General features: G+C 73.8%; 20 protein-coding genes. 12 read left to right on the forward strand and 8 right to left on the reverse strand.

Annotated elements, in window-relative coordinates:
• Positions 1-84: 84 nt before the first annotated feature.
• Both ACFWJB_RS04425 and ACFWJB_RS04430 read right to left on the reverse strand, forming a co-directional pair.
• Positions 85-1,296 (reverse strand): ROK family protein, encoded by a 1,212-nt coding sequence (locus ACFWJB_RS04425; protein WP_386920192.1) that lies wholly within the window; start codon positions 1,294-1,296, stop codon positions 85-87.
• Between the two features lie 199 nt (positions 1,297-1,495).
• Entirely contained in the window at positions 1,496-2,590 is a 1,095-nt protein-coding gene (locus tag ACFWJB_RS04430; RefSeq protein WP_385460016.1) for a mechanosensitive ion channel family protein, read from the reverse strand.
• A 333-nt stretch (positions 2,591-2,923) separates the two neighbouring features.
• On the opposite strand from ACFWJB_RS04430, the gene ACFWJB_RS04435 reads away from it, so the two are divergent.
• From ACFWJB_RS04435 to ACFWJB_RS04450, 4 genes are all read left to right on the forward strand, one after another.
• A complete protein-coding gene (locus tag ACFWJB_RS04435; RefSeq protein ID WP_359397602.1) occupies positions 2,924-3,460 on the forward strand; it encodes an HNH endonuclease in 537 nt (178 codons plus the stop codon).
• 286 nt (positions 3,461-3,746) lie between these two features.
• Entirely contained in the window at positions 3,747-4,061 is a 315-nt protein-coding gene (locus ACFWJB_RS04440) for a hypothetical protein (protein WP_385460014.1), read from the forward strand.
• Complete coding sequence (gene malQ / locus ACFWJB_RS04445; RefSeq protein WP_386920195.1) at positions 4,062-6,164, forward strand: 4-alpha-glucanotransferase; 2,103 nt, start codon at positions 4,062-4,064, stop codon at positions 6,162-6,164. It begins immediately after the preceding gene.
• Positions 6,165-6,234: 70 nt separating this feature from the next.
• Entirely contained in the window at positions 6,235-6,510 is a 276-nt protein-coding gene (locus tag ACFWJB_RS04450; RefSeq protein WP_385460010.1) for a hypothetical protein, read from the forward strand.
• A gap of 38 nt (positions 6,511-6,548) precedes the next feature.
• On the opposite strand, the gene ACFWJB_RS04455 is transcribed toward ACFWJB_RS04450, so the two are convergent.
• Entirely contained in the window at positions 6,549-7,070 is a 522-nt protein-coding gene (locus ACFWJB_RS04455; RefSeq protein WP_386920198.1) for a MarR family winged helix-turn-helix transcriptional regulator, read from the reverse strand.
• A 127-nt stretch (positions 7,071-7,197) separates the two neighbouring features.
• Between ACFWJB_RS04455 and ACFWJB_RS04460 the strand changes: the two genes are divergently transcribed.
• Genes ACFWJB_RS04460 through ACFWJB_RS04470 form a run of 3 tightly spaced genes read left to right on the forward strand, consistent with a single transcriptional unit; the run spans position 7,198 to position 10,076 of the window.
• A complete protein-coding gene (locus ACFWJB_RS04460) occupies positions 7,198-8,145 on the forward strand; it encodes an EamA family transporter (protein WP_386920200.1) in 948 nt (315 codons plus the stop codon).
• A 33-nt stretch (positions 8,146-8,178) separates the two neighbouring features.
• Positions 8,179-9,117 (forward strand): DMT family transporter, encoded by a 939-nt coding sequence (locus ACFWJB_RS04465; RefSeq protein ID WP_386920202.1) that lies wholly within the window; start codon positions 8,179-8,181, stop codon positions 9,115-9,117.
• 29 nt (positions 9,118-9,146) lie between these two features.
• A complete protein-coding gene (locus ACFWJB_RS04470) occupies positions 9,147-10,076 on the forward strand; it encodes a LysR family transcriptional regulator (protein ID WP_386920204.1) in 930 nt (309 codons plus the stop codon).
• 29 nt (positions 10,077-10,105) lie between these two features.
• Here ACFWJB_RS04470 and pepN read toward each other — a convergent pair whose 3' ends face one another.
• Positions 10,106-12,679 carry an aminopeptidase N gene (pepN, locus tag ACFWJB_RS04475; protein ID WP_386920206.1) on the reverse strand — a complete coding sequence of 858 codons (2,574 nt, stop codon included), beginning with the start codon at positions 12,677-12,679 and terminating at the stop codon, positions 10,106-10,108.
• Between the two features lie 111 nt (positions 12,680-12,790).
• Here pepN and ACFWJB_RS04480 point away from each other — a divergent pair, with 111 nt between their 5' ends.
• Positions 12,791-13,267 (forward strand): DUF1203 domain-containing protein, encoded by a 477-nt coding sequence (locus tag ACFWJB_RS04480; protein WP_385471885.1) that lies wholly within the window; start codon positions 12,791-12,793, stop codon positions 13,265-13,267.
• Here the strand turns inward: ACFWJB_RS04480 and ACFWJB_RS04485 are convergent.
• Together ACFWJB_RS04485 and ACFWJB_RS04490 are read right to left on the reverse strand one after the other, a co-directional pair.
• The gene (locus ACFWJB_RS04485) at positions 13,264-14,280 is read right to left on the reverse strand and encodes an aspartate-semialdehyde dehydrogenase (RefSeq protein WP_385471888.1); all 1,017 of its coding nucleotides are present in this window, start codon (positions 14,278-14,280) and stop codon (positions 13,264-13,266) included. The two genes, ACFWJB_RS04480 and ACFWJB_RS04485, sit on opposite strands and share 4 nt — an antisense overlap.
• 129 nt (positions 14,281-14,409) lie before the next feature.
• Entirely contained in the window at positions 14,410-16,512 is a 2,103-nt protein-coding gene (locus ACFWJB_RS04490; protein ID WP_386920209.1) for a TerD family protein, read from the reverse strand.
• A 146-nt stretch (positions 16,513-16,658) separates the two neighbouring features.
• Here ACFWJB_RS04490 and ACFWJB_RS04495 point away from each other — a divergent pair, with 146 nt between their 5' ends.
• Positions 16,659-17,189 (forward strand): RNA polymerase sigma factor, encoded by a 531-nt coding sequence (locus tag ACFWJB_RS04495; protein WP_386920211.1) that lies wholly within the window; start codon positions 16,659-16,661, stop codon positions 17,187-17,189.
• Between the two features lies 1 nt (position 17,190).
• Positions 17,191-17,955, forward strand: coding sequence for a hypothetical protein (locus ACFWJB_RS04500; protein WP_386920213.1), 765 nt, complete (start codon positions 17,191-17,193; stop codon positions 17,953-17,955).
• Positions 17,956-18,033: 78 nt separating this feature from the next.
• On the opposite strand, the gene ACFWJB_RS04505 is transcribed toward ACFWJB_RS04500, so the two are convergent.
• Together ACFWJB_RS04505 and ACFWJB_RS04510 are read right to left on the reverse strand one after the other, a co-directional pair.
• Positions 18,034-21,327: a S8 family serine peptidase gene (locus ACFWJB_RS04505; RefSeq protein WP_386920215.1), complete on the reverse strand. Its 3,294-nt coding sequence runs from the start codon at positions 21,325-21,327 to the stop codon at positions 18,034-18,036.
• A gap of 282 nt (positions 21,328-21,609) precedes the next feature.
• Positions 21,610-22,662 carry a hypothetical protein gene (locus ACFWJB_RS04510; RefSeq protein ID WP_385465099.1) on the reverse strand — a complete coding sequence of 351 codons (1,053 nt, stop codon included), beginning with the start codon at positions 22,660-22,662 and terminating at the stop codon, positions 21,610-21,612.
• A gap of 305 nt (positions 22,663-22,967) precedes the next feature.
• On the opposite strand from ACFWJB_RS04510, the gene ACFWJB_RS04515 reads away from it, so the two are divergent.
• Positions 22,968-24,587 (forward strand): molybdopterin-dependent oxidoreductase, encoded by a 1,620-nt coding sequence (locus tag ACFWJB_RS04515; protein ID WP_386920217.1) that lies wholly within the window; start codon positions 22,968-22,970, stop codon positions 24,585-24,587.
• A gap of 102 nt (positions 24,588-24,689) precedes the next feature.
• Positions 24,690-25,352, forward strand: coding sequence for a fasciclin domain-containing protein (locus tag ACFWJB_RS04520; RefSeq protein WP_385470379.1), 663 nt, complete (start codon positions 24,690-24,692; stop codon positions 25,350-25,352).
• Position 25,353: the final 1 nt, after the last annotated feature.

Consider the following 25,353-nt stretch of genomic DNA (forward strand, 5'->3'; position numbering starts at 1 on the left):
GGTCGCCGCCATGGTGGGGTTCCGGTGGTGGGCGCCGCCGGCGGACTCCGGTCCGCGGTGGCGGTGCTGCGGGGTGTGCGGGCGTCAGCGCGAGGTGTCGAAGACCTCGTCGCGGGTCGTGGCGAGCGCGCTCTCCAGCGCGCCGCGCAGTACGGGGTCTCCGGTGACGGAGCCGAGGACGAGGCGAGGCCGGGAGGCGGCCAGTTCGCCCAGTTCCTCCCGGACGAGGTCGCGCAGCGCCTCGCCGCCCGCGGTCAGCGAGGTGCCGCTGAGCACGACCAGTTCGGGGTCCAGCACGGAGACGAGGGAGGCCAGACCGGTCGCCAGGCGGGTCGCGTACGCCCGCAGCAGCAGGCGGTGCGGCTCGTCCTCCGCCCCGGCCGCGCGGGCGAGGAGGGCGGCGGCGGCCTCCAGGGGCCCTCCGCCGGGTACGGGGGTCACGCCCAGTTCCCGGGCCAGTTTTGGCACCGCCTGCGAACCGGCCAGCTCCTGGAAGCCGCCGCTGTTGGTCCGGGCGACCCCGCGCACCAGCGGCGTGCCCGGCACCGGCAGGAAGCCGACCTCGCCGGCGCCGCCCGTCCAGCCGCGGTGCAGCCGGCCGCCGAGGACCAGGGCGGCCCCGAGGCCCTCCTGGTTCCACAGCAGCACGAAGTCCCCGTGTCCCCGGGCCGCGCCCAGGCGCTGCTCGGCCAGGGCGACGAGGTTCACGTCGTTCTCGTACTCGACCGGCATCGGCAGGGCGCCGGAGAGTTCCTCCAGCAGGCCGGGGGAGTGCCAGCCGGGCAGGTGAGCGGCGTAGCGCAGCCGGCCGGTGTTCGGGTCGAAGGCGCCCGGCGTGCCGACGACGAGGCGGCGGACGTCGTCCCGGGTCAGCCCCGCGGCCCTCACCGCGCCGTCCAGGGCCTCGGTGACCTGCCGGACGACGGGGACGCCGGTGCGCCGGTGCGGGGTGGGCAGCTCGTACCGGCCGACCGTGCGTCCGGTGATGTCGGCGACCGCGGCGAGGACGCGGGCCCGGGTGACGTCGAGTCCGGCGGCGTACCCGGCGGCCGGGTTCACCCGGAAGAGCTGGGCGCCGGGTCCCGGCCGGCCCTCCGTGGTGCCGCCGGCCAGCACGAGCCCCGCGGCCTCCAGGCGGGCCAGGAGCTGCGAGGCGGTCGGCTTCGACAGACCGGTGAGCCTGCCGATCCGGGCGCGGGACAGCGGCCCGTGCTCCAGCAGGAGATCCAGGGCGGCCCGGTCGTTCATGGCGCGCAGGACGCGCGGGGTGCCCGGCGTACCGGCGGCTGCTGCCATACGGGTCCACACCTGCCTCTCGGCCGCTGGGCCTTCCACCGAGCCGTGGGGAACCGGCGCGACTGTAAGGAAAGTTTCCTGTCGGTCGAGAAACGTAGGCCCGCCCCGGGGAGCCGTCAAGGGATCGCCCGGACGCCCCGGGCACGACACCGCCCCCGGGGCGACGCGGTCGTCACCTCGGGGGCGGGGAGGAGCCCGGCTACTTGGTGGTGCTGGGCGGAGTGATCGGGGAGGCGGCCATCGACTGCGGCGACACGGTGCTCGCGTACGCCGACGGTGCCGCCACGCCCGCCGTCGGGTCGGCGGCCGCGGTCCCGTCCACCGGGACCGTGGCACCGCCGACGATCGGGATGTCGGCCGCGTCGAAGGCCCGCTTGATGCGCCAGCGCAGCTCGCGCTCCACGGTCAGGGCCTTGCCGGGCATGGTCTTCGCCGAGACGCGCACGACCATCGAGTCCAGCAGGACGCTGTCCAGGCCCAGCACCTCGATCGGGCCCCACAGGAGCTCGTTCCAGGGCTCCTCCTTGCTCATCCGCTCGGCGACCGCGTCGAGGGTCTCCTTGACCTTGTCCAGGTCCTCGCCGGAGCGGACCGTCACGTCCACACCCGCCGTCGACCAGCCCTGGGACAGGTTGCCGATGCGCTTGACCTCGCCGTTGCGGACGTACCAGATCTCGCCGTCGGCGCCGCGCAGCTTGGTCACCCGCAGCCCGACCTCGACGACCTCGCCGGAGGCCACGCCCGCGTCGATGGTGTCGCCGACGCCGTACTGGTCCTCCAGGATCATGAAGACGCCGGAGAGGAAGTCGGTGACCAGGTTGCGGGCGCCGAAGCCGATCGCGACGCCCGCGACACCGGCGGACGCCAGCAGCGGGGCCAGATTGATCTGGAAGGTGCCGAGGACCATCAGGGCCGCGGTGCCCAGGATGAGGAAGCTCGCCACCGAACGCAGCACCGAGCCGATGGCCTGCGACCGCTGCCGGCGCCGCTCGGCGTTCACCAGCAGCCCGCCCAGCGCGGTGCCGTCCACCGCCCCGGCGGTGCGGTTCATGCGGTCTATCAGCTTGGTGATCCCCCGCCGCACCGCCGCCCGCAGCACCACCGCGATCACCAGGATCAGCAGCACCCGCAGCCCGATCGCGAGCCACGTCGACCAGTTCTGCTCGACCCAGCTCGCCGCGTTCGTCGCGTGCTCCTGGGCGTCCTGGAGCGAGGGCACCCCGGGGGCCGTCGGGGACGGCGAGGGCGACGGCGACGAACCGGCGGCCGAGAGGACGGCGGCGGACAGGGACACGGCGGATACCTCCAGGTGCGGTGCCCGTCCCGCGGCGCGGGCGGCCGGGCGACGACGGTCCAAGGGTCTGGTCCAAGGTCACGGGAAGGTCACCGGACGGGCAGGACAACCACACTAACGGGGCACCTTGTGGGGATCGGTGCGAAGTCCGCGGGAGAGACCGCGCTCACCCGCGCTTGAACTGGTCAGACTCCGGGGGACACATCGGGTGTGGTCGAAAACACTCCCAGCCCGTTACCGGGAGATGGTGGCGCGTCCACCAGGCATGAGGGGAGACTGACTACGGATCGTCCCGGCGCGAGCCACGCGCCGCCGGCGTACAAGGAGGCATCCGTGCCGCACGTCCTGGTTCTCAACGCGTCGTACGAGCCACTCGGCGTCGTACCGCTCCGCCGCGCGCTCGTCCTCGTCCTCGAGAACAAGGCCGTGTGCCTCGAGGAGTCCGGCGCCTTCCTGCACAGCGCGACCGTCACCGTCCCCGCACCCAGCGTGGTCCGGCTCAAGCGATTCGTGCGGGTCCCCTACCGGGGGCCCGTTCCTCTCACCAGGCGGGCGCTCTTCGCGCGCGACGGGGGCCGGTGCATGTACTGCGGCGGGGTCGCCACCAGCGTCGATCACGTCGTCCCCCGCAGCCGCGGGGGACAGCACGTGTGGGACAACGTGGTGGCCTCCTGCCGCCGCTGCAACCACGTCAAGGCCGACCGCCACCTCGGTGAGATCGGCTGGCGCCTGCGCCACAAGCCCGCCCCGCCCACCGGCCTGGCCTGGCGCATCATCGGCACCGGTCACCGGGACCCGCGCTGGCTGCCGTACCTGCAGCCGTACGGAGCGGACGACGCGCTGGCCCGGATCGACGGCATCTCGGCCTGACGGCCCGGGGGACCGGGGGGACCGGGGCCGCTCGGCGCGCCCGGTTCCCCGGGGTCCGTGCGTCCGGAGCGATCCGCACCGGCTTCTATCGGCCGCGCGCGGCCGATCGCGCACTTCACCCGAACGAGTGACGGCCGGAGTGGCGTCTTCGTCCGGGTTCAGGGTCTTTGTCGCGGGCAGAATGTGACCAGGGCCACGTTGTCCGTCCCGGGGCGTCTGTCCTGGCGCCGACTGGGTAGGGCTGCCGTAACCCGCCAAAAGCGTGCCCGACACAAAGGAGATCACCGTGGCTGCAATGGCACCCCTGCTGCTCCCGGCCCCTTCCAAACCCGCGGCGGAGCCGTCCACCCCCTGGGCGGAGCCCTCCGCCGACTCCGGTACCCCGCACTACTGCGTCTTCGGCGCCACCGGCAGCTGCGCCGAGACCCCCCTCACCAGCGAACCGCCGCTGCCCGACGCCGAGCCCCTCACCAGCGAGTCGCCGTTCGCCGACGCCGTGCCGCTGACCAGCGAATCCTCCCCCGAGCTCACGGCCGACGTGCCGGAGCAGGGCGGCCCCTCCTTCGCCGTTCCGGAACCCACGCGGTCCCAGAGGCCGTAGATGACCGCAGCCCGGCCGGCCGAGCCCCCCGTCGAGGACCTGCCCGAGGACCTGACCCGGCTCGCCGCACTGCACGGGGTCGCCACCGCCTACCATCCGTCACCGGACCGAACCGTCACGGCCTCGGTCACCGCCGTCACCCACGCCCTGGCCGCCCTCGGCGTCGGCACCGGCGGACCCGCAGCGGTGCGCGCCGCCCTCGCCGCCCGCGAGGAGGAACTGCGCGAGCGCCTGCTGCCGCCCACCGTGGTCGCCCGCACCGGCGGCGGCACACCGGACGCCCTGTCCGCGCTGCCCGAGGGCACCGCGCTGCGCGTCGAGACCGAGCAGGGCGAGATCCACGACGACGCCGGGCGGCTTCCTCCCGGATACCACCGCGTGACCGCCACCGCGCCCGACGGCCGGACCGCACGGGCCCACCTGATCGTCGCCCCCGACCGCCTGCCCACCCCGGCCGGACGCTCCTACGGACTCCTGGTCCAGCTCTACTCCCTGCTGTCCGGCCGCTCCTGGGGCATGGGCGACCTCGGCGACCTCGGGGAACTGGCCGCCTGGGCCGGCCGCGCCCTCGACGCCGGATTCGTGCAGGTCAACCCGCTGCACGCGGCCGTACCCGGCGCCCCCACCGACCCCTCGCCCTACCGCCCCTCCTCCCGGCGCTTCCCCGACCCCGTGCACCTGCGGATCGAGGCCGTGCCCGAGTTCGCGTACGTCCCCGGCCCCGACCGCGTGCGCGCCCTCCAGGAGCGGGCCGGACGGCTGCGGGAGGCCGTACTGGAGAAGGGCGCCCTCATCGACCGGGACGCGGTGTGGGAGCTCAAGCGCGACGCCCTGGAGCTGCTCCACGAGGTCCCCCTCGGACCCGGCCGCCGCGCCGCCTACTGCGACTACCTCGCCGAACAGGGCACGGCCCTGGAGGACCACGCCACCTGGTGCGCCCTCGCCGAGGTGCACGGCTGCGACTGGCGCCGGTGGCCCGAGGGGCTGCGCGACCCGCGCTCGGCCGAGACCGCCCGCGCCCGCGGCGAACTGGCGGACCGCGTCGACTTCCACTCGCGCCTGGCCTGGCTCACCGACACCCAGCTCACCGCCGCCCAGCGCACCGCCCGCGACGCCGGGATGCCGGTCGGGATCGTGCACGACCTCGCGGTGGGCGTGCACCCGCAGGGCGCCGACGCCTGGGCCCAGCAGGAGTACTTCGCCGCCGGCATGTCGGTCGGCGCACCGCCCGACGCCTTCAACGCCCGCGGCCAGGACTGGGGCCTGCCCCCGTGGCGCCCCGACCGCCTGGCCGACTCCGGGTACGCCCCCTTCCGGCGCCTGCTGCGCGGCCTGTTCCGGTACGCGGGCGCCCTGCGCATCGACCACGTCATGGGCCTCTTCCGGCTCTGGTGGGTCCCCGAGGGCCACCCGCCGACCGAGGGCACCTACGTCCGCTACGACGCGGAGGCCATGCTCGCCGTCCTCGTCCTGGAGGCCACCCGGGCCGGTGCCGTCGTCATCGGCGAGGACCTCGGCACCGTGGAGCCAGGCGTGCGCGAGGCGCTGCGCGAACGCGGGGTGCTCGGCACGTCGGTGCTCTGGTTCGAACGGGACTGGGCGGGCGACGGCCGGCCCCTGGCGCCCGAACAGTGGCGCGCCGACTGCCTGGCCACCGCCACCACCCACGACCTGCCGTCCACCGCGGCCCGGCTCACCGGCGAACACGTCGAACTCCGCGACCGCCTGGGCCTCCTCACCCGCCCGCTGGAACAGGAGCGGGCCGAGGCGGCGACGGACACCGCGGAGTGGCTCGAACGGCTCGCCCACCTCGGCCTGCTGGAGGGCACCGGGGGCGGCACCGACCCCTCCTCCGAGGAGGCCGAGATCCAGGCCGTCCACCGCTTCCTGCTGCGCACCCCCGCCCGCATGGTCGGCCTCTGGCTCCCCGACGCCGTCGGCGACCGCCGCCCGCAGAACCTCCCCGGCACCTGGGACCAGTACCCCAACTGGCGGCTGCCCGTCGCCGACGCCGGGGGCCGCCCGGTGACCCTGGAGGAACTGGCCGCCTCCCCGCGCCTGCACGCCCTGATCGAGGTGATGCGGGCTCAGTCCGCGCGCTGAACGGGGCGTCCGGGGCCCCGTACGGCACCCCGGGCGCGCGCCCCGTTCCGCCGTTCGCTAACTTTGCACCGTGGACAAGAAGAACGCCCTGCGCGCCGGCGCCCTGGCAGCCGGTACGACGCTGATGATGCTGCTCATGTCGTCCCCCGCGCTCGCGCTGACCCGCGACGACGGCGACGACCCCGGCACGGGCCTGAGCGTCATCGAGACGCTGGGCCTCTACGTCCTGCTCCCGATCGGCCTGTTCGTGGTCATCGCGGGCCTGTGCATGGTCCTGGACCGGACCCCGGACAAGTACCGCACGCCCAGCCGCAACGTGAAGACCAAGGCCGACGCGAAGGCCTGACGGCCCGACTCCGTTCCACCGAGGGCGCCGGCGGCCGGCTACTCCTCGGTGCCGGCGAGGAGTTCGCGCAGCAGGTCGGCCAGGTGGCCGACCCGGTCGGCGCCGAGGGCGGACAGTGCCTCGGTCTGGACGGCGAGGCCGGCGCCGACCGCCTCGTCGATCAGCGTGAGCCCCTTCCCGGTGAGCGTGACCCGCAGGGCGCGCCGGTCGTGCGGGTCGGGGGAGCGGCGCAGCAGCCCGGCCCGCTCCAGCTTGTCGAGGCGGCCGGTCATGCCGCCGGTGGTGAGCATCAGCGTGGCCGAGAGCTGCCGGGGCGAGAGGGCGTAGGGCTCGCCGGAGCGGCGCAGGGTGGCCAGCACGTCGAACTCGCCCCGGGAGATGCCGTAGGGCGTGTACGCCTTCTCCATCCGGTCGCCCATCGCGCGGGACAGCCGGAAGACGCGGCCGAACACCTCCATGGCGGCCGTGTCCAGGTCGGGCCGCACCGCCGCCCACTGGTCGATGATCGCGTCGACGGGGTCCGCGCGCCGGGCGGGCCGCGTCTCGGGGCTTTCAGTCATGGGACGAGTATCGGGGGCCGTCCGGTCGCCCGCAAGAAAGTAGCTTGACGGAAACTTGCTTAACGCTAAGCTACTTGCAACCGACCTACTTCGGTCGAGTCACTTCGCCGTCCCGAAGGGTGCACCCATGGCCACCGGCCGCCCCGCCCTCATCGCGCTCACCGCCCTCGCCCCCGTCTCCTGGGGCACCACCTACGCCGTCACCACCGAGTTCCTGCCGCCCGACCGCCCCCTGTTCACGGCGGTGCTGCGCGCCCTGCCCGCCGGTCTGCTGCTGCTCGCCCTCGCCCGGGTGCTGCCGCGGGGCGCCTGGTGGGGAAAGGCGGCCGTGCTGGGGGCGCTGAACATCGGGGCCTTCTTCCCGCTGCTGTTCCTCTCCGCCTACCGGCTGCCGGGCGGCATGGCCGCCGTCGTCGGCTCGGTCGGCCCGCTCCTCGTCGTCGGGCTCTCGGCGCCGCTGCTGGGGCAGCGGCCCACCGTCCGGGCCGTGCTGACCGGCCTCGTCGCCGCGTTCGGCGTCAGCCTGGTCGTGCTGAAGGCTGCCGGGGCGCTGGACCCGGTCGGCGTCCTGGCCGCCCTCGCCTCCACCGCGTCGATGTCCGCCGGCACCGTCCTGACCAAGCGGTGGGGACGCCCCGACGGCGTCGGCCCGCTCGCCCTCACCGGCTGGCAGCTCACCGCGGGCGGTCTGCTCGTCGCGCCGCTCGCCCTCCTGGCCGAGGGAGCCCCGCCCGCGCTGGACGGCCCGGCCGTCGGCGGCTACCTCTACCTCGCGCTGGCGAACACGGCGGTGGCGTACTGGCTCTGGTTCCGCGGCATCGGGCGGCTCTCCGCCACCCAGGTCACCTTCCTCGGCCCGCTCTCCCCGCTGACCGCCGCCGTGGTCGGCTGGGTGGCGCTGGGACAGTCGCTGACACCCGTTCAGACGGCGGGCATGGCCCTGGCCTTCGGTGCGACCGTCGCGGGCCAGCTCGCCCCGCGCAGCCGGGCCGTGCGGACCCGACCTTTCAGTTCTCCTTCAAAGAACGGTCACGAGGATTCGATGGACCTGACGGTTCCGGCCCTGCGACGGTAGCGGCACCGGGCCTGCCACCAGGAAAGGACCTCCGTGGCCATCGCCGACCGCCGCACCACCGGCCACTCCGCCGGAAACCCCGCCGGGCCGGGGCCGACGACTCCCGTCGCCCTCGGCCTCGCGCTCGCCGTCCTCGCGACCCTCGTCTGGTCCGGCAGCTTCGTCACCTCCCGGGCCCTCGGCGACAGCGTCCCGCCCGTCCAGCACGCCTTCTGGCGCTGGGTGGTGGCCCTCGCCGTCGTCGCCCCCTTCGGAGCCCGGCGGGCCTGGCGGCAGCGCGAGCTGATCCGCCGCCACCTCGGCTTCGTGCTGCTCGCCTCGCTGCTCGGCGTGACCGTCTACAACACCCTCGTCAACCAGGCGGGCGTCACCACCCCCGCCGCCAACATGGGCATGATCATGGCCGCCTCGCCGGTGCTGATGGCGGTCTTCGAGCGCGCGGGCGGCGTCCGGCTCGGCGCCCGCCGGGTGGCCGGCCTCCTCATCGCCTGCACGGGCGTGCTCCTGCTGGTCGGGGGCGGGACGTCGTTCTCGGCCGGCGACCTGTGGATGATCGCCGCCGCCTGCTGCTTCGGCTCCTACAGCGCGCTGCTGCGCCGCCGACCCGCCGGCCTCGACGGCGCCGCGTTCCTGTTCACCACCTTCCTGGCCGGCACGGTGCTGCTCCTGCCCGCGCAGGGCGTCAGCCTCGCCGTCCAGGGCGGCTTCACCCCGACGGCCGGCACGGTCCTGCCGCTCCTCTACGTCGGCGTGGCCTCCTCGGCCGTGGCCTTCTTCGCCTGGAACAAGGCGATCTCCCTCATCGGCCCGGCCCGCGCGGGCGTCGTCTACTACCTCCAGCCGGTGTGCGTCGCCCTGCTGTCCTGGGCGCTGCTGGCCGAACCGACCGGCTGGGCGCAGGCCGGGTGCATGGCGCTGATCCTCGGCGGGGTCGTGCTCGGCGCGGCATCGGGGGCCGGGCCGCGTCGGTGACGGGCGCGGCCCGCGGATACATTGCGGCCATGGCCGACTGGGACATCCGCAAGCTGCTGATCCTGCGCACGCTGCGGGAACGAGGCACGGTGACCGCGACGGCCGAGGCCCTGCACATGACGCCGTCGGCCGTGTCCCAGCAGCTGACGAACCTCTCCCGGCAGCTCGGGGTGGAACTGCTGCGGGCCCAGGGCAGGCGGGTCCGGCTGACGGACGCGGCCCGGCTGGTACTGCGCCACGCCGAGGCGGTCTTCGAGCAACTGGAGCGCGCGGACGCCGACCTGGCGGCCTACCTGCACGGGGAGGCCGGCGAGGTACGGGTCGGGGCCTTCTCCACCGCCGTGCCCGCCCTCGTCGTCCCGGCCGTCACCGCGCTGCGGGCGACGCACCCGGGCATCACCGTGCGGGTGCGGGAGGCCGAGGCGCAGGAGGCGTACGAGCTGCTGGCCGCCCAGGACGTGGACCTCGCCCTGTCCCTGGCGGCCCAGGCGCCCACCGCCGGCGACCCCCGCTTCACCCGCGTAACCCTGCTCGCCGACCCGCTGGACGTGGCCCTGCCCCGCGGACACGCGCTGGCCGCCGCGGACGGGCTGCGGATGGCCGACCTCGCCGCCGAGCCGTGGATCTTCGGCGGCAGCGGACCCTGGTCGGACATCACCAGGGCGGCCTGCGAGACGGCCGGCTTCCGCCCGCACCAGGCCCACACGGCGGCCGGCTGGACGGCGATCCTGGCGATGGTCGAGGCGGGCATGGGCGTGGCCCTGGTACCGCGGATGGCGGCCGTCCACCGCGACGGCGTGGTGATGCGCGACCTCCACGAGGACCGCCCGGTACGGCACGTGGTCGCGGCGGTGCGCAGGGGGGCGGGGGAGGGCGCGGCCGTCGCCACCGTCCTCACCGCGCTGCGCACGGCGGCGGACGCACGGCGCCCGCCACGGGAAGAGGGGCGCCCGGCGTGATGCCGGACGCCCCCCCGTGGGCGTATCCCCTACTCGCCCGCCGCCGCGTCCGCGGCCTGGGCCTTCAGGGCGCGCTCCACGCCCGAGCGGGACTCCGAGACCAGCCGGCGCAGGGCCGCGTTCGGCTCGGCGGAGGCCAGCCAGGCGTCCGTGCGGTCCAGGGTCTCCCGGGACACCTGCACCGCCGGGTACAGGCCGATCGCGATCTGCTGGGCCATCTCGTGCGAACGGGATTCCCAGACGCCCTTGAGCGCCTCGAAGTACCGCTCCGTGTACGGCGCCAGCAGCTCGCGCTGGTCGGTCTGGACGAAGCCGGCGATGACCGCCTCCTGCACGGCGTTCGGCAGCTTGTCGGACTCCACGACCGACTCCCAGGCCTCCGCCTTGGCCTGCTCGGTGGGCCGGGCCGCCCGCGCGGTGGCCGCGTGGCGCTCACCGGCGGCGGTCCTGTCCCGCTCGTACTCGGCCGCGATCTCCGAGCCGCCGAACCGGCCCACGGCCGCCAGCCGCTGCACGAAGGCCCAGCGCAGCTCGGTGTCGACGGCCAGGCCCTCGATCGTGCGCGTGCCGTCCAGCAGCGCGTCCAGCAGGTCGAGCTGCTCCGGCGTCCGCGCCGTCGCCGCGAACGCGCGGGCCCACGCGAGCTGGTGGTCGCTGCCCGCCTCGGCGGCGCGCAGGTGGGCCAGCGTCGCCTCGGTCCAGCGGGCCAGCAGCGTCTCGCGGGCGGCGGGGGCCGCGTACTGGTCGATGGCCAGCTTCACCTGGCGGTGCAGCGACTGCACGACACCGATGTCGGACTCCTTGCCGATGCCGGACAGCACCAGCGACAGGTAGTCGCGGGTCGCCAGCTCCGCGTCCCGGGTCATGTCCCACGCCGACGCCCAGCACAGGGCGCGCGGCAGCGACTCGGTGAAGTCGCCCAGGTGCTCGGTGACCACCGCGAGGGACCGCTCGTCCAGCCGGACCTTCGCGTACGACAGGTCGTCGTCGTTGAGCAGCACCACCGCCGGACGGCGCTTGCCGACCAGCTGCGGCACGGCCGTCAGCTCGCCGTCGACGTCCAGCTCGATCCGGTCGCCGCGCACCAGCTTGCCGTCGGCGTCCAGGTCGTAGGCGCCGATCGCGATGCGGTGCGGGCGCAGGGTGGGCTCGCCCTTGGCACCGGCCGGGAGCGCCGGGGCCTCCTGGCGGACGGAGAAGGAGGTGATCACGCCCTCGGCGTCCGTCTCGATCTCCGGCCGCAGCACGTTGATGCCGGCCGTCTCCAGCCACGCCTTCGACCAGGTCTTCAGGTCGCGGCCGGAGGTCTCCTCCAGCGCGCCCAGCAGGTCGGACAGGCGCGTGTTGCCGAACGCGTGACGCTTGAAGTACGCCTGCACGCCCCGGAAGAACGCGTCCTCACCGACGTACGCGACGAGCTGCTTGAGCACCGAGGCGCCCTTGGCGTACGTGATGCCGTCGAAGTTGACGAGCACGTCGTCCAGGTCGCTGATGTCCGCCATGATCGGGTGCGTGGACGGCAGCTGGTCCTGCCGGTACGCCCAGGTCTTCATGGAGTTCGCGAACGTCGTCCACGAGTGCGGCCACTTGGAGCCGGGGGCGTCGGCCTGGCAGGCGGCCTCGGCGAAGGTGGCGAACGACTCGTTCAGCCACAGGTCGTTCCACCACTCCATGGTGACCAGGTCGCCGAACCACATGTGCGCCAGCTCGTGCAGGATCGTCGCCGCCCGCACCTCGTACGCGGCGTCCGTCACCTTGGAACGGAAGACGTACTGGTCGCGGATGGTGACCGCGCCCGCGTTCTCCATCGCGCCCGCGTTGAACTCCGGCACGAAGAGCTGGTCGTACTTCTTGAACGGGTACCGGTAGTCGAACTTCTCCTGGAACCAGTCGAAGCCCTGCCGGGTCACCTCGAAGATGGCGTCCGCGTCGAGGTGCTCGGCGAGCGAGGGCCGGCAGTAGATGCCGAGCGGCACCGACTGGCCGTCCTTCTCGTACACGCTGTGCACCGAGTGGTACGGGCCGACGATCAGCGCCGTGACGTACGACGAGATGCGCGGGGTCGGCTCGAAGGACCAGACGTGGTCCTTCGGCTCGGGCGCCGGCGAGTTGGAGATGACCGTCCAGCCCTCGGGCGCCTTCACGGTGAACTGGAAGGTCGCCTTCAGGTCCGGCTGCTCGAAGCTCGCGAAGACCCGGCGCGCGTCCGGCACCTCGAACTGGGTGTAGAGGTACGCCTGGTCGTCGACCGGGTCGACGAACCGGTGCAGGCCCTCACCGGTGTTGGTGTACGCGCAGTCGGCGGCCACGCGGAGGACGTTGCGGCCCTCCAGCAGCCCCGGCAGGGCGATGCGGGAGTCCTGGAACACCTCGGCCGGGTCGAGCGCGTCGCCGTTGAGGGTCACCTCGTGGACGGCCGGAGCGACCAGGTCGATGAAGGACTCGGCGCCGGTCTCCGCGACGTCGAAGCGCACCGTGGTCACGGACCGGTAGGTGCCGCCCTCCTGCGCGCCGGTGAGATCGAGATCGATCTCGTACGAGTCAACGGTCAGCAGCTTCGCCCGCTGCTGCGCCTCTTCGCGAGTCAGGTTTGTGCCAGGCACGCGGTCATCTCCTCGTTATGTGTGGGTTGCGCCATCCTTCCACGGGACCGCATCCGACGCGATGTCCGTTTACCGCCGGTGGCGGTGGAGCGCGCGCGGGAACCTGGTGCCATGAGCAGCCACACCGCACGACCCATCGCCCCGGCCGTACTGAGGGAACTGCGCGCCGCCGACGACGCGGGCCGCGTCCCCGTCCCCGTGACCGACGACGAGGGCGGCGCGCCGCTGCGCTGCTGCCTGCGCCGCAGCCGCCCGGGCGAGCGCGTCGCCCTGGTGTCCTACGCCCCGCTGCGCCGCTGGGCGGCGGCGACGGGCGCCGACCCGGGCGCGTACGACGAGCAGGGGCCGGTCTTCGTCCACGCCGAGGAGTGCGCGGGACCGGAGACGGACGGCCCGGCCTTCACGAACGCCCACCGCGTCCTGCGCCGCTACTCCGCCGACGGGCACATCCTGGGCGGGCGGCTGGTCGGGGAGCCCGATGCCTTCGGACCCGCCCTCCGGGAAGCGTTCGACGACCCGGCCGTGGCGCTCGTCCACGTCCGGGCCGTCGAGTACGGCTGCTTCCTCTACGAGGTCGGGCGCGGCTAGCCCTTCAGCTCCGCCGCCACGAGCTCCGCGATCTGCACCGCGTTCAGGGCCGCGCCCTTGCGCAGGTTGTCGTTGGAGACGAACAGGGCGAGGCCGTTCTCGACGGTCTCGTCCCGGCGGATGCGGCCCACGTACGACGGGTCCTGGCCGGCCGCCTGGAGCGGGGTGGGCACCTCGGTGAGCGCCACGCCGGGGGCGCCGGCCAGCAGCTCCTTGGCACGCTCCACGCTGATCGGGCGGGCGAAACGGGCGTTGATCTGGAGGGAGTGGCCGCTGAAGACGGGCACGCGCACGCAGGTGCCGGAGACCTTCAGCTCCGGGATCTCCAGGATCTTGCGGGACTCGTTGCGGAGCTTCTGCTCCTCGTCCGTCTCGTGCAGGCCGTCGTCGACGATCGAGCCGGCCAGCGGCAGCACGTTGTACGCGATCGGCGCCACGTACTTCTCCGGCTTCGGGAACTCGGCCGCCGACCCGTCGTGGGTGAGCTTCGGGGCGTCCTCGCCGACCTTCTTCACCTGCTCGAACAGCTCGTCCACGCCGGCCACGCCGGAGCCGGACACCGCCTGGTAGGTGGCGACGACCAGCGCCTCGAGGCCCGCCTCCGCGTGCAGCGGACGCAGCACGGGCATCGCGGCCATCGTGGTGCAGTTCGGGTTGGCGATGATGCCCTTGGGGCGGTCGGCGATCGCGTGCGGGTTCACCTCGGAGACCACGAGGGGCACCTCGGGGTCGCGGCGCCAGGCGGAGGAGTTGTCGATCACGACCGGGCCCTGGGCGGCGACCTTCTCGGCCAGCGCCTTGGAGGTGGCGCCGCCCGCGGAGAACAGCACGATGTCCAGCCCGGAGTAGTCGGCCGTGGCCGCGTCCTCCACCGTCACGCCGTCGAGCTCCTTGCCGGCGCTGCGGGCCGAGGCGAACAGCCGCAGCTCGGTGACCGGGAAGTCGCGCTCCGTGAGGATCCTGCGCATGACCGTGCCGACCTGACCGGTGGCTCCGACGATTCCGACCCTCACGGTGACTCCTTCTCGTGACGTGCGTTGCCGGCCTGCGTGGCCGAGACCTGTCCATCATGCGTCTCTCCAACGGCCACATGTCCAATCCTTTGCCCACGGACCGGGACACGAAAGGGGTGGTGAGAGGGGTCACGCCCGGGGTTCGAGGGCCCAGCGGCCGGACGTCCGCATCTGGAGATATCCGCCCGGAACGCGCTGCAGACCGGAAGCCGTACTGATCCGGCGTACCGGTTGCAGGCGTTCGTCCAGTTCCCACAGCACCGGCAGGGTGGCCCCGCCCAGCGCGTCGTGCTGGACCATCACCTCGGCCTCGGGTCCGGTGTGACGTACGACTCCGTAGCCCTGGCCCTCGACGGGCGCCCGGTCCAGCACCGGCGCGGTGGCCAGGGCGGCCGGCTCGATCCGCCATCCGGTCCCGTCGGCGGTCCAGATCTGCACGTAGCAGTAGCCGGCCTCCGACACCCACAGCGGCCCGGTGACCGGACGCCGGCGCGTGGTGTCGGCGGAGATCTTCGACCGGCCGTCGGCCTGGACCGTACGCGCGGTCACCATCTGGTCGCCGGCGGCGGTCCGGCACAGGCCGAGCAGGGCGGGCGGCCCCTCGTAGCGGAAGACGGTGCTGCCCTGTCCCTCGGCCGGTCCGGTGAGCAGGGGTGCCTGCTCCACCGGCAGCAGCCGCAGGGTCCAGTCGCCGACGTCCGCCAGCCGCAGCCGGACCTGGGCCTCGCCCCTGGTGAACAGCAGGGTGCGGCCGTGCTCCCCGTGCCGGTAGCCCTGCACCAGTTCCTCCTCGTCGTCGTACTCGTCGACGAGCAGCAGCCGGTGGCCGAGGCCGCCCCGGGTGTCCGGGCAGGCGTACTCCAGCAGGGCCGGCCGCCCCGGGGCTGGGTTGACCAGCGTGAGCGTTGTGTCGCCGCGGCCGGAGTGGACGCCGGAGGCCTGCGCGGCGGCCTGGTCGGGCACGTCCAGGGGGCGGGCGCCGAGCTGCCAGGCGCCGTCGGCCTCCAGGAGCACCAGGAGCGGGCCGTCGGCGATCGGGACCGTCTGCCGCAGCCGGTCGGTGTCGTTGACCAGCAGGTCGCGGTCGTCGAGGTCGTGCAGCCGGGACGCCTCCAGGGTCCACAGGCCGAAGTACCCGCCGCCGTCCTCGTCACCGGCGAAGTCCACGTCCAGGTCGGCCACGGGCCCGGTGTAGGCGACGACCTCGGGGCCGTAGCCGCTGAGGGGGCCGGTTCCCAGGCGGCGGAGCACCGACAGGGGCTGCACGAGCACCGTCCAGTCGTTGTCCGCCTCCACGCGCAGCCGCAGGGGGCGGTCCTTCGGGGGCTGGACCAGGACGCGGCCGCGGAAGTCGCGCAGCGTGGAGTTGAACAGCAGGTCGTCGTCCTTGTTGCGGCGGGAGAGGGTGTGCAGCCCGAAGTAGCCCTCGCCCTGGTGCCAGGCCTCGACGACGACCGGCCCCGGCGGCAGGGGCGCGTCCACGGAGACCACGCCGTTGCCCTGTCCGCGCTGGGTGTACGGGTGGAACTCGGGGCCGAAGGAGTACGGCACCGCGTCCACCGGCGCGGCGGCGGGTGCCGTGACCGGTGACGGGGCGGCGGGGTGGCCGCCCGTCGGCGCACCGGCCGGGGCGGGCGCGGCGACCGCCGGGGCGGGGACGAAGGCAGGGGCGGGTGCGGGCGCGGCGGCCGGCGCCGGCGGGGCCGGGTCCTCCACGGCTATGCCGAAGTCCGTCGCCAGGCCCGCCAGTCCGGACGCGTATCCCTGGCCCACCGCCCGGAACTTCCACTGGCCGTCCCGGCGGTAGAACTCCCCGAGCACGAACGCCGTCTCGTCCCGCGCGTCGCTCACCGCGTAGTGCGCCGCCGTCACACCCTCGGCCGTCAGGGCCTGCACCTGCAGCCCGGGCACCTGGCCGAAGACCCCGCCGTCGCAGGACGCGGCGATCAGCACCCGCTGCACGGCGGGTTCCACGCGCGGCAGGTCCACCTCCAGCCACTCCGCGAGCTGCCCGCCCCCTTCGGCCGTACCCGCGTGGCGCACGGCCCCCGAGGGGTGCGCGGGCTGGTTGTAGAAGACGAGGTCGGCGTCGCCGCGCACCTTGCCCACGGCGTCGAGCAGCAGGGCGGAGGCGTCCACCGCCGGTGTCCCCGGGACGTTCTGCCGGCAGACCGCGACCCGCAGGAGCCCGGCGGGGACAGGGGTGTTGGCGCCCTTGGTGATGTGCGTCATGAGGCACATGGTGACAGTGAAGAAGCTGTGAAGTCGATGGCCGGAAGAAGTGGAGGTCGGTGGTCCGGAAGATCGCCGCCGCACCGGGCGAACGTTTCGCCCCGGACCGGCGTCATAGGGGAAACGCCGTGAGGGGAGGGGTGGTCGTGCTGCGCGGAAGAGGCCGCCGCGGCCAGGGGGACGCCGTTCGCGACGATCCCCTGGACGCGGCCCAGGAACGCCGGGTGCGGGCGGTGCTCGCGCTGGGCGGCGTGCCGCAGGCGGACCTGCCGGACGGGGTGCAGCAGGTCCGCCTGCGGCTGCTGGAGCGGGCGGCGCGGGGACACGAGGCGCCGCGGGACGTGTCCGCGTGGGCGGCGGTCGTCGCCTCCAACCTGGCCATGGACTGGCACCGGGCCCGGCACCGCCAGGACCGGCTCGGCGAGCGGCTGGCGGCGCTGCGGCAGTCCGCCCAGCCGTCGGGGGAGGACACCAGCGTCCTCTCCGTCGCCGTCGCCCAGGGCCTGGACGGGCTCCCCGACACCCAGCGGCAGGTGGTGGTCCTGCGCTTCTTCGCCGACCTGCCGGTGCGCGCCATCGCCGAGCAGCTCGGCGTCCCGGAGGGCACGGTCAAGAGCAGGCTGCACACGGCGGTACGGGCGCTGCGGGCCCGCCTGCACGAGGACGAGGTGGTGTGAGATGGCCGCCGAACAGCCCCCAGGTGGGCACGACGCGCTGATGGCCGCGATCACGGGCGAGCCGCTGCCGCCCGGCGCGGACGCGGGCGCCCGCGACGCGTACCGGGCGGCGACGGCCGACGTGGCGCTGCTGCGGGAGCAGTTGGGGATCATCGGGCGGACGCTGGGCGACGCACCGGCCACCGAACCGGACACCCTCGGGTTCGGGGAGCCGGAGCTCCTGCCGCCGTTCCGTTCCGCTCCTCGTCCGGGCCCTCGGTCCCGGCGCCGGCGCGGCCTCGTCCTCGGGGCCCTCGCGGCGGCCTGCGCGGGCGCGGTCGTGGCCGGCCTGGGGTGGTCGTTGCCGGCCGGTGGCGGGAGCGCCGACTCGGCGAGCAGCGCGGCCAAGGAGGACACCGGCGGACCCGCCCACGCCCTCGGCACCGCGGACTACCTCGCCTGCGCGGCCACGGTGGCCGAGGGCCGGGTGACCGGCACGGCCCCGGTGCCCGGGGCGGGAACGCGGATCACCATGCGGGTCACCCGTCTCTACAAGCCGGAGCCGGGGCCGGGGCCGGACGGCAGGAAGGCGGAGGAGCCGGGCATCAGCTTCCTGCTGGACGGCGACGCGCCCGTGCTCCGGGCCGGTGACGCGCTGATGATCGGCATCCCCCGGGGCGGCTCCGCCCCGGACGAGGTGGTCACCGGCGAGCAGGACGTCGCCGCCGTCCGGGCCGAGGTCGTCGCCTCCCTGCCCGGGTCCCGCACCGTCGGCTGCGACGGCTGACCCGGAGGGCGGCACGCAGAAGGGGGCGGGCGCCGCAGGGCGCCCGCCCCCTCAGGGACTGCCGTGTGCCGTACCGGACTACGGCACGACCGTCCCGATCCGGACGCTGCCGAGGCCCGCGACCGTGCCGTGGGCGTTCACCAGCTGGACCCGGCCGAAGAACTCACGGCCCGCCGGCGCGGCGGCCAGCGCGGTCACGCTGCCGGAGACCGTCGCGGACTCGCCCGTGCCGAGCTTCACCGGCGCGGAGCCGTCCACGGTGACCGAGCCGAGGGACGCGGCGAAGTACACGTCCCGGTAGTCGTACTCGGTGGTGCCGGACGGCACGGAGTAGCCCGCGACCGCCACGGTGTAGGTACCGACGGCCGGGTTCGGGATCGACACCGACTCCTCCGAGTCGCCGTCGGCGGACTGGCCGACGGCCTTGCCGTCCTTGTAGACCGTCAGGTCCAGGTCGGCGGCCGCGTCGGAGACGCCCCCGATGGCGACGTCCAGCGACGTGGCGCCCGCGGGCACCTCCACCGTCGAGGTCCTGGTCTGGCCCTGCGTGATGGTCGGGCGGGACGTGGCGGCCGAGCCGAGCGGGCCGCCGACCAGCTTGCCCTCCAGGGCGGCGTACTGGTTCGTCACCGTCCAGGAGGCGGTCACCGGGGTGCCCGCCTTCGCCTCGGGCACGGTCACGACCTCCGGGTCGAAGACGGCGCCGAGGATGCCGGCGTCCAGCGTGTAGGGGTTGTCCAGCAGCGGCGAGGTGCGCCGCGACTCGACCTCGATCTCCCAGACGCCGGGCTGCGGGTCGGCGTACGCGCGCACGTCGGGCCGGCAGCCGTTGCCGTCGAGGTAGTTGTTGTAGCAGTACGGGGTGGAGGTGTTGTCGACCGCGACGCCGTACGGGTGGATGGCGATGAACCGGGTCTGGCTCCCGTCCTTCAGCCCGCCGATCGCCACCTCGAGCGTCCTGGCGCCCTCGGGGACGGTCACGAAGTACGACTGGGTGCTGTTGCGCTGCACGGAGCTCTTCGCGGAGAAGGTGTACTTCAGCGGCGCGGAGACCACGACGGTGGTCAGGACCTGCTTGTCGATGCCCTCGGTGCGCGGGTCGTCGACCTCGAGGATCGCGCTCTTGAGGCCCTCGGAGCCCGGCCGCGCCTCGACCTTGACGGTCACCGGCTCGTTCAGCGGCAGCTTCACCTCGTCGGAGCCGACGATCCGGAAGGTGCGCCCGGCGTTGTTCTCGAAGTGCAGCTCGTGCCGGATCGCCTTGTCGGCGCCCGAGGTACGGGTGAGCGTGATCTCGTACGTCTTCTTCTGTCCCGCCTGCAGGCCGCCCTCGCGGTCGTACAGGCCGGTGCCGTAGCCCGGGGTCTTCAGGAACTGGTCGATCGCGGTGTCGACCGGCGCCTTGACGGTGTAGTCGTGCGCGGTGGCGCCGCGCTCGACCGCGCGCCAGGCGTCGGGCACGTTGACCAGGCCCGCGCCCTCCTCGTACGCCTGCGCGCCCTTGATGTGGTCGGCGGTGGAGGTCAGCGCGGTACGCAGCTTCGCCGGGGTGAGGTCGATGCCCTCACGCTTGGCGGCGGACAGCAGCAGGGCGGCGGCGCCGGCGGCCTGCGGGGAGGCCATCGAGGTGCCCTGGAGCATGCCGTAGCCGGCCGGGAGGTCGTAGCCCGCCTCCGGGACGGGGGCGCCGGGCAGCCAGGTCTGGATGGCGTTGACGGCGGCGCCGGGCGCGGTGAGGGTCGGCGTGAACCCGCCGTCCTCGCGCGGGCCGCGCGAGGAGAACGGCATCATCGCGTACTTGGTCCGCACCGCGGAGCCGTAGTTGGCGGCCCATGTCTCACGGGAGATGGACGCGCCCACCGAGATGACCTTGTCGGCCAGGCCCGGGTCGCCGATGGTGTTGGCGCCGGGGCCCGAGTTGCCCGCGGAGATCACCAGCTGGACGCCGTAGGTGTCGATGAGCCGCGTGTAGAGGAGGGCACGCGCGTTGTTGCCGTCGTTCAGCGCCGGGAGCCCGCCGATGGACATGTTGACGATGTCGACGCCGCGGTTCACGACGAGGTCGATCATGCCCTCGGTGAGCGCGATGTTGGTGCAGCCGCCGGACCAGGTGCAGGCGCGCGAGGAGACGATCTTCGCGCCCGGGGCCGCGCCGTTCATCTTCCCGCCGAACAGGCCGTTGGCGGCGGTGAGGCCGGCCACGTGCGTGCCGTGCTCGGACTCGATGACACCGATGTTGACGAAGTCGGCCTTGGTGCCCGCCCCGTCGACGACGTCCTTGCGGATCTCGACCACGAACGGCTGGCGCTCGGCCACGTCCGTCCCCGGGTCGTCGGTGCCGAAGTACCCGACCTGGAGACCGTCCTTGTACGGCTTCATCGCGGTGTCGTCGGTGAAGTCGTGGTTGTTGTTCAGGTCGACGCGGACGGTGCCGGCCTGCGCGTCGTACAGGACGCCCCAGGAGTCGGTGGTGTCGCCGTCCCGGTTAGCGTCGCCCTTGGCGTCGCCGCCGGCGGTGACGGACTCGCGGAAGACGTTGACCCCGTAGGACCCGGCGGGCGCCGTCCAGGTCTGTCCGCCGTAGGTGAAGACGGGCCCGGAGACCGCGGTGTCCATGCGCCGCCAGGTGGCGTCCTGGTCGACGACCGGGTCGGTCGCGGTGACCCAGTCGACGATCTTGCGCTCGCCGGTGGTGGTCCGCTGCAGCGCCGGGTGGGCCAGGTCCACACCCGAGTCGAGGATGCCGATGGTGATGCCCCGGCCGTCCGCCTTCGGGTTCTTCTTCACGAAGTCGACGGCGCCCGTCTCGAAGGACGGGTTGTACGGGTTCTCGGCGGGCGTGCTCCGGCCGGGCGCCGGGTAGGCGCGGACCTGCTGCGGGGCGCCCTTCGCCGTGTCGGCGCCCGGCGTCGGGTCGTCCAGCGGTATCTCGTCGCGCAGGTCGATGCCCTGCACGGAGGAGAGCTTCGCGGCGGCCGCGATGGCCGAGTCGGCCTTGGCGGTGGGGACGGTGGCGCGGACGTAGCCGAGCCGGTCGTCGGTGCGGCCGACCGCGCCGCCGCCCACGGCGTCCAGCGCCTCGGCGACCTGCTCCGTCCGGCCGGGCGCGGTGGCGACCATCATCGTGACGTTCCTGGTGCCGTCGGCCTTCGCCTCGGCGAGCCGGTCCGCGTCGTCCGAACCGAGCTTGTCGTGCGCTGACTTGACGGAGACGTCGGCCGGCGGCGTGGTCCCGGTGCCCGGCCCGTCGGCCGCGAGGGCCAGCGGTATCGGCCCGGCCGCGGAGAGCGCGGCGACGAGCCCCGCGGCCACGGCCAGGCGGGCCGCGCGTCTCGCGCCCGGTATCGGTTCACGCTGAGGGGTGTGGGTCATCGGCATCCCTTGGTGGTGAAGGAGCGAGCGGGTACGACCGGGGCCGATCGGCCCTGGCCGAAGGAGTCCGGAATGCGATCCCGGACGACCGCTCAGCTTTACCCAAGGGGTCACTGTCTGGGGAGAGTTGTCCGTGACGTGAGGGAGTCATGGCGTACTTCCGCCATACGCCATCGGGGACGTAAGGGACGGTCCGTGACAATGCCGTGCGGCACGAGGAGGGACCGGCGGACAGTCATGCCCGCCGGCCCCTCCTCTCCCCTCCTGGTACGCCCCGGTCCGTCACGACCGGGGCAGTACCACGACGTACGCGGCGGGTTCCCTGTCTCCGGCCGCCATCAACGCCGTTCGCACCACGGCCGCCTGATGCTCCGGCGACTCCCGCAGCTTGCGCGGGGTGACGTGCACGACCGTGATGCCCAGTCGTTCCAAGTGCTCGCGCTTGCGGGCGTATTCCGACCACAGCGCGTCGTCCTCCCGGCGCTGGGCGCGGGTGTCCAGCTCCAGGGCCACCGCCTGCTCCGGCCAGTAGGCGTCCAGGCCGCCGAGGTGGGGGCCGCCGGGCAGGCGCAGGTCGACGTTCCACACCGGGTCCGGCAGGCCGTGCTCGCGCACCATCCGGTACAGGCGCTGCTCGGCGATCGCCCGCCCCTCGGCCACCAGCGAGTCCACGGCGTCCACCACGTGCGGCCGGCCCAGCAGCCGCGCCCGGTTCAGCTCCCGCACCACCGCCGCCGGTTCGCAGTGTCCGGCGCGCACCGCTTCCGTGAGCAGCCGGCGGACGAGGCCCGCGTCCGTCAGCCCGGCCACCGCGTCGGCCAGGGCCCGCGCCACCGGCGCCACCGGCACCCCGGTGACCTGTACGGCGGCGGGCATCGCGGCCGTGCGCACGATCCGCGCGCAGCCCGTCGAGCGCAGCCGGCGCATCCGCGGCACCAGCACGTCGACGGCGTCCAGGGACGGCAGCGGGGGAGCGGCGCAGAAGCCGTGCAGGGTCAGGGCGGCCAGGCCCGTGATCACCGCCTCCGCGTAGGCGGTGTCCGGCGCCTGCCGCGCGCCGGGCTGGACCGGCACCCCGGCCGCTCCGCCGGCGGGTCGCTCCCGGGCCGCGTACAGCAGCACCGCGTGCAGCCGCTCGTCGCTGGTCGGCGGACCCGGGTGGAGCAGGACGACGTTCGGCAGCAACTGCTGCCAGGGCCCGCCGGGTCGGCACTGCTCGTTGGCCTCGGCGGCCGAGACACCGTGCGCCCGCAGCTGCGCGGCCGTCATCAGGCGGCGCCGGCCGTCGGCCAGGCGGTGGAGGGGGCGGGGGGAGAGCGGGGTGTTGTGCGTCATGACCGGGGACTTTCCCGTACCCGGTCCGCCCGTTAACCGTTGTTACAAGCCCATCGCCGAATCCGGACAAGCCCGCCCTAAAGGACGGGTGTTCGGATGCCGAAAACCCCTGGTCCGCCGAGGCGCGGCCAGGGGTTACGGCTGTGATTGCCCGTATTCCGTAACGATGACGGAACGCCCAATCGTTGGCCAAAGCTCTGGCCCCTGGCCCGTACGGCCCTCTCCCTCCGCAGGGCGGGAAAGTTTTTTTCCACCTGATCGGGTTCGGGACCAATCCGCCCGGCGCGCGGGACCGGATTCCCCGCGTGAGGGACGAGGAGAAGGACCAGCGAGTACGGCCGGGGCTGCCGCGTGCGGCGGCCGGCGCGCTCGGCGGGGCGCTGGCCGGCTTCGCCGCGCTCGCGGTGGCCGAACTGGCCTCGACGGCGGCGCGTCCGCAGTCCAGTCCGGTCGTAGCGGTGGGCGGCGCGTCGATCGACGCGGCGCCCACCGCGGTCAAGGACTGGGCGATCCGCCACTTCGGCACCAACGACAAGCCGGCGCTGCAGCTCGGCATCCTGGCCGTGCTGGCCGTCCTGGCTCTGGCCCTGGGCGTGCTGGCGGTGCGGTTCCGGCGGGCCGGCGCCGCCGGTGTCCTTCTGTTCGGGGCGGTGGGGGCAGGGGCCGCCGTGAGCCGGCCGGACTCCGTCGGCCCGGCCGACGCGCTGCCCTCCGTCGTGGGGGCCGTGGCCGGCGCCGCGCTTCTGTACGTCCTGGCGGGCCGCCTGACCGCGGCGAGGAGGTCATCGGCGTCCGTGGCCCAGGAGGCGGCTGACGGTCCGTCCGCGAGCCGGGAGTGGGACCGGCGGGGATTCGTCCTGGTGGCCGCGTCCGCCGCGGCGGCCTCCGCCGGGCTGGGCGCCGTCGGCAGGTCGCTGAACGCCTCGCACGGCAAGGAGGCCGTCGCCTCGCGCGAGAACCTCGTCCTGCCGCGTCCCGGGTCACCGGCACGACCGGTACCCAGGAGGGCCGCACCGCGCGTCCCCGGACTCAGCTCCTTCGTGACCCCGCACGACGACTTCTACCGGGTGGACACCGCTCTGGTCGTGCCCAGGATCGACGCCACCGAGTGGCGCCTGCGGATCCACGGCAAGGGCGTACGCCGCCCCGCCACGTACTCCTTCGACGACCTGTTGCGCAGGGAGCTCGTCGAGCGGGACATCACCCTGACATGTGTCTCCAACGAGGTCGGCGGCCCCTACGTGGGTAACGCCCGCTGGACCGGCGTGCGGCTGGCACAGCTGCTGGCAGAGTGCGGGGTGCGGGCTCCGTCCGAGGGCGGCCCGGCGGACCAGCTGGTGGCGCGGTCGGTGGACGGCATGACGCTGGGTACCCCGGTCGAGGACGTCATGGACGGCCGGGACGCGATGCTCGCCCTCGGCATGAACGGCGAGCCCCTGCCCTTCGAACACGGCTTCCCGGTTCGGATGGTGGTCCCGGGTCTGTACGGCTTCGTCTCGGCCTGCAAGTGGATCGAGGACATCGAACTCACCACGTTCGACGCCTACGACCCGTACTGGGTCGAGCGCGGCTGGGCCCGCACAGCCCCGATCAAGACGCAGTCGCGTATCGACACACCCAAGCCCTTCGCCCGGCCCGCGGCGGGCACGGTGATGATCGCGGGCGTCGCCTGGGCCCAGCACCGGGGCATCGACAAGGTCGAGGTCCGCATCGACGACGGTCCCTGGGAGGAAGCCCGGCTGGCCGCCGAGGACACCCGCGACACCTGGCGCCAGTGGTCGATCCCCTGGCAGGCCACCAGAGGCGGCCACACCCTCACGGTCCGGGCGACCGACCGCACCGGCACCGTCCAGACCGGCGAACGCGCCCGGACGATCCCCGACGGCGCCAGCGGGTGGCACTCCGTCGTCGTCACGGTCGACTGACCGACCCCCCCCACACACAAGGGCCTCGTGCCCTTTCCGCACCACCTGGCACCACCCCGAGACGCAGCCGCACCGTGCTGCGCCCACCGACAGGAGAACCTGATGAACACGCGTATCCGTCGCACCGCCGGCCTTCTCGCCGCAGCCGCCGCCCTGCCGCTCGCACTCACCGCCTGCTCCGACGACAGCGGCGACTCCGGCAAGGCCGACTCCTCCGGCAAGGCGTCGGCCTCGGCCACCGGGAGCAGCGACGACATGGGCGGCTCGAGCAACGCCACGAGCAGCATGGACCAGCCCTTCGGCCCGGCCTGTTCCGCCGTGCCGAAGGACGGCGCCGGTTCCTTCGACGGCATGGCCGAGGACCCGGTCGCCACCGCGGCCTCCAACAACCCGGCGCTGTCCACCCTGGTGACGGCGGTGAAGAAGGCGGGCCTGGTCGACACCCTCAACAACGCGCAGAACATCACCGTGTTCGCGCCGACCAACGACGCCTTCGCGAAGATCCCGAAGGCGACCCTGGACAAGGTCCTCAACGACAAGGCCCAGCTGACGAAGATCCTCACTTACCACGTCGTCGGTCAGAAGCTCACCCCGAACGACCTGGAGAACGGCTCCTTCGACACCCTGGAGAAGTCCAAGGTGACGACCTCCGGCTCGGACGAGTCCTACACGGTCGACGACTCCGCCAAGGTCGTCTGTGGCAACGTGAAGACCGCCAACGCCAACGTCTACATCATCGACACCGTCCTCATGCCCATGAGCTGAC

Source organism: Streptomyces sp. NPDC127100 (assembly GCF_042724095.1).
Lineage (GTDB): Bacteria > Actinomycetota > Actinomycetes > Streptomycetales > Streptomycetaceae > Streptomyces.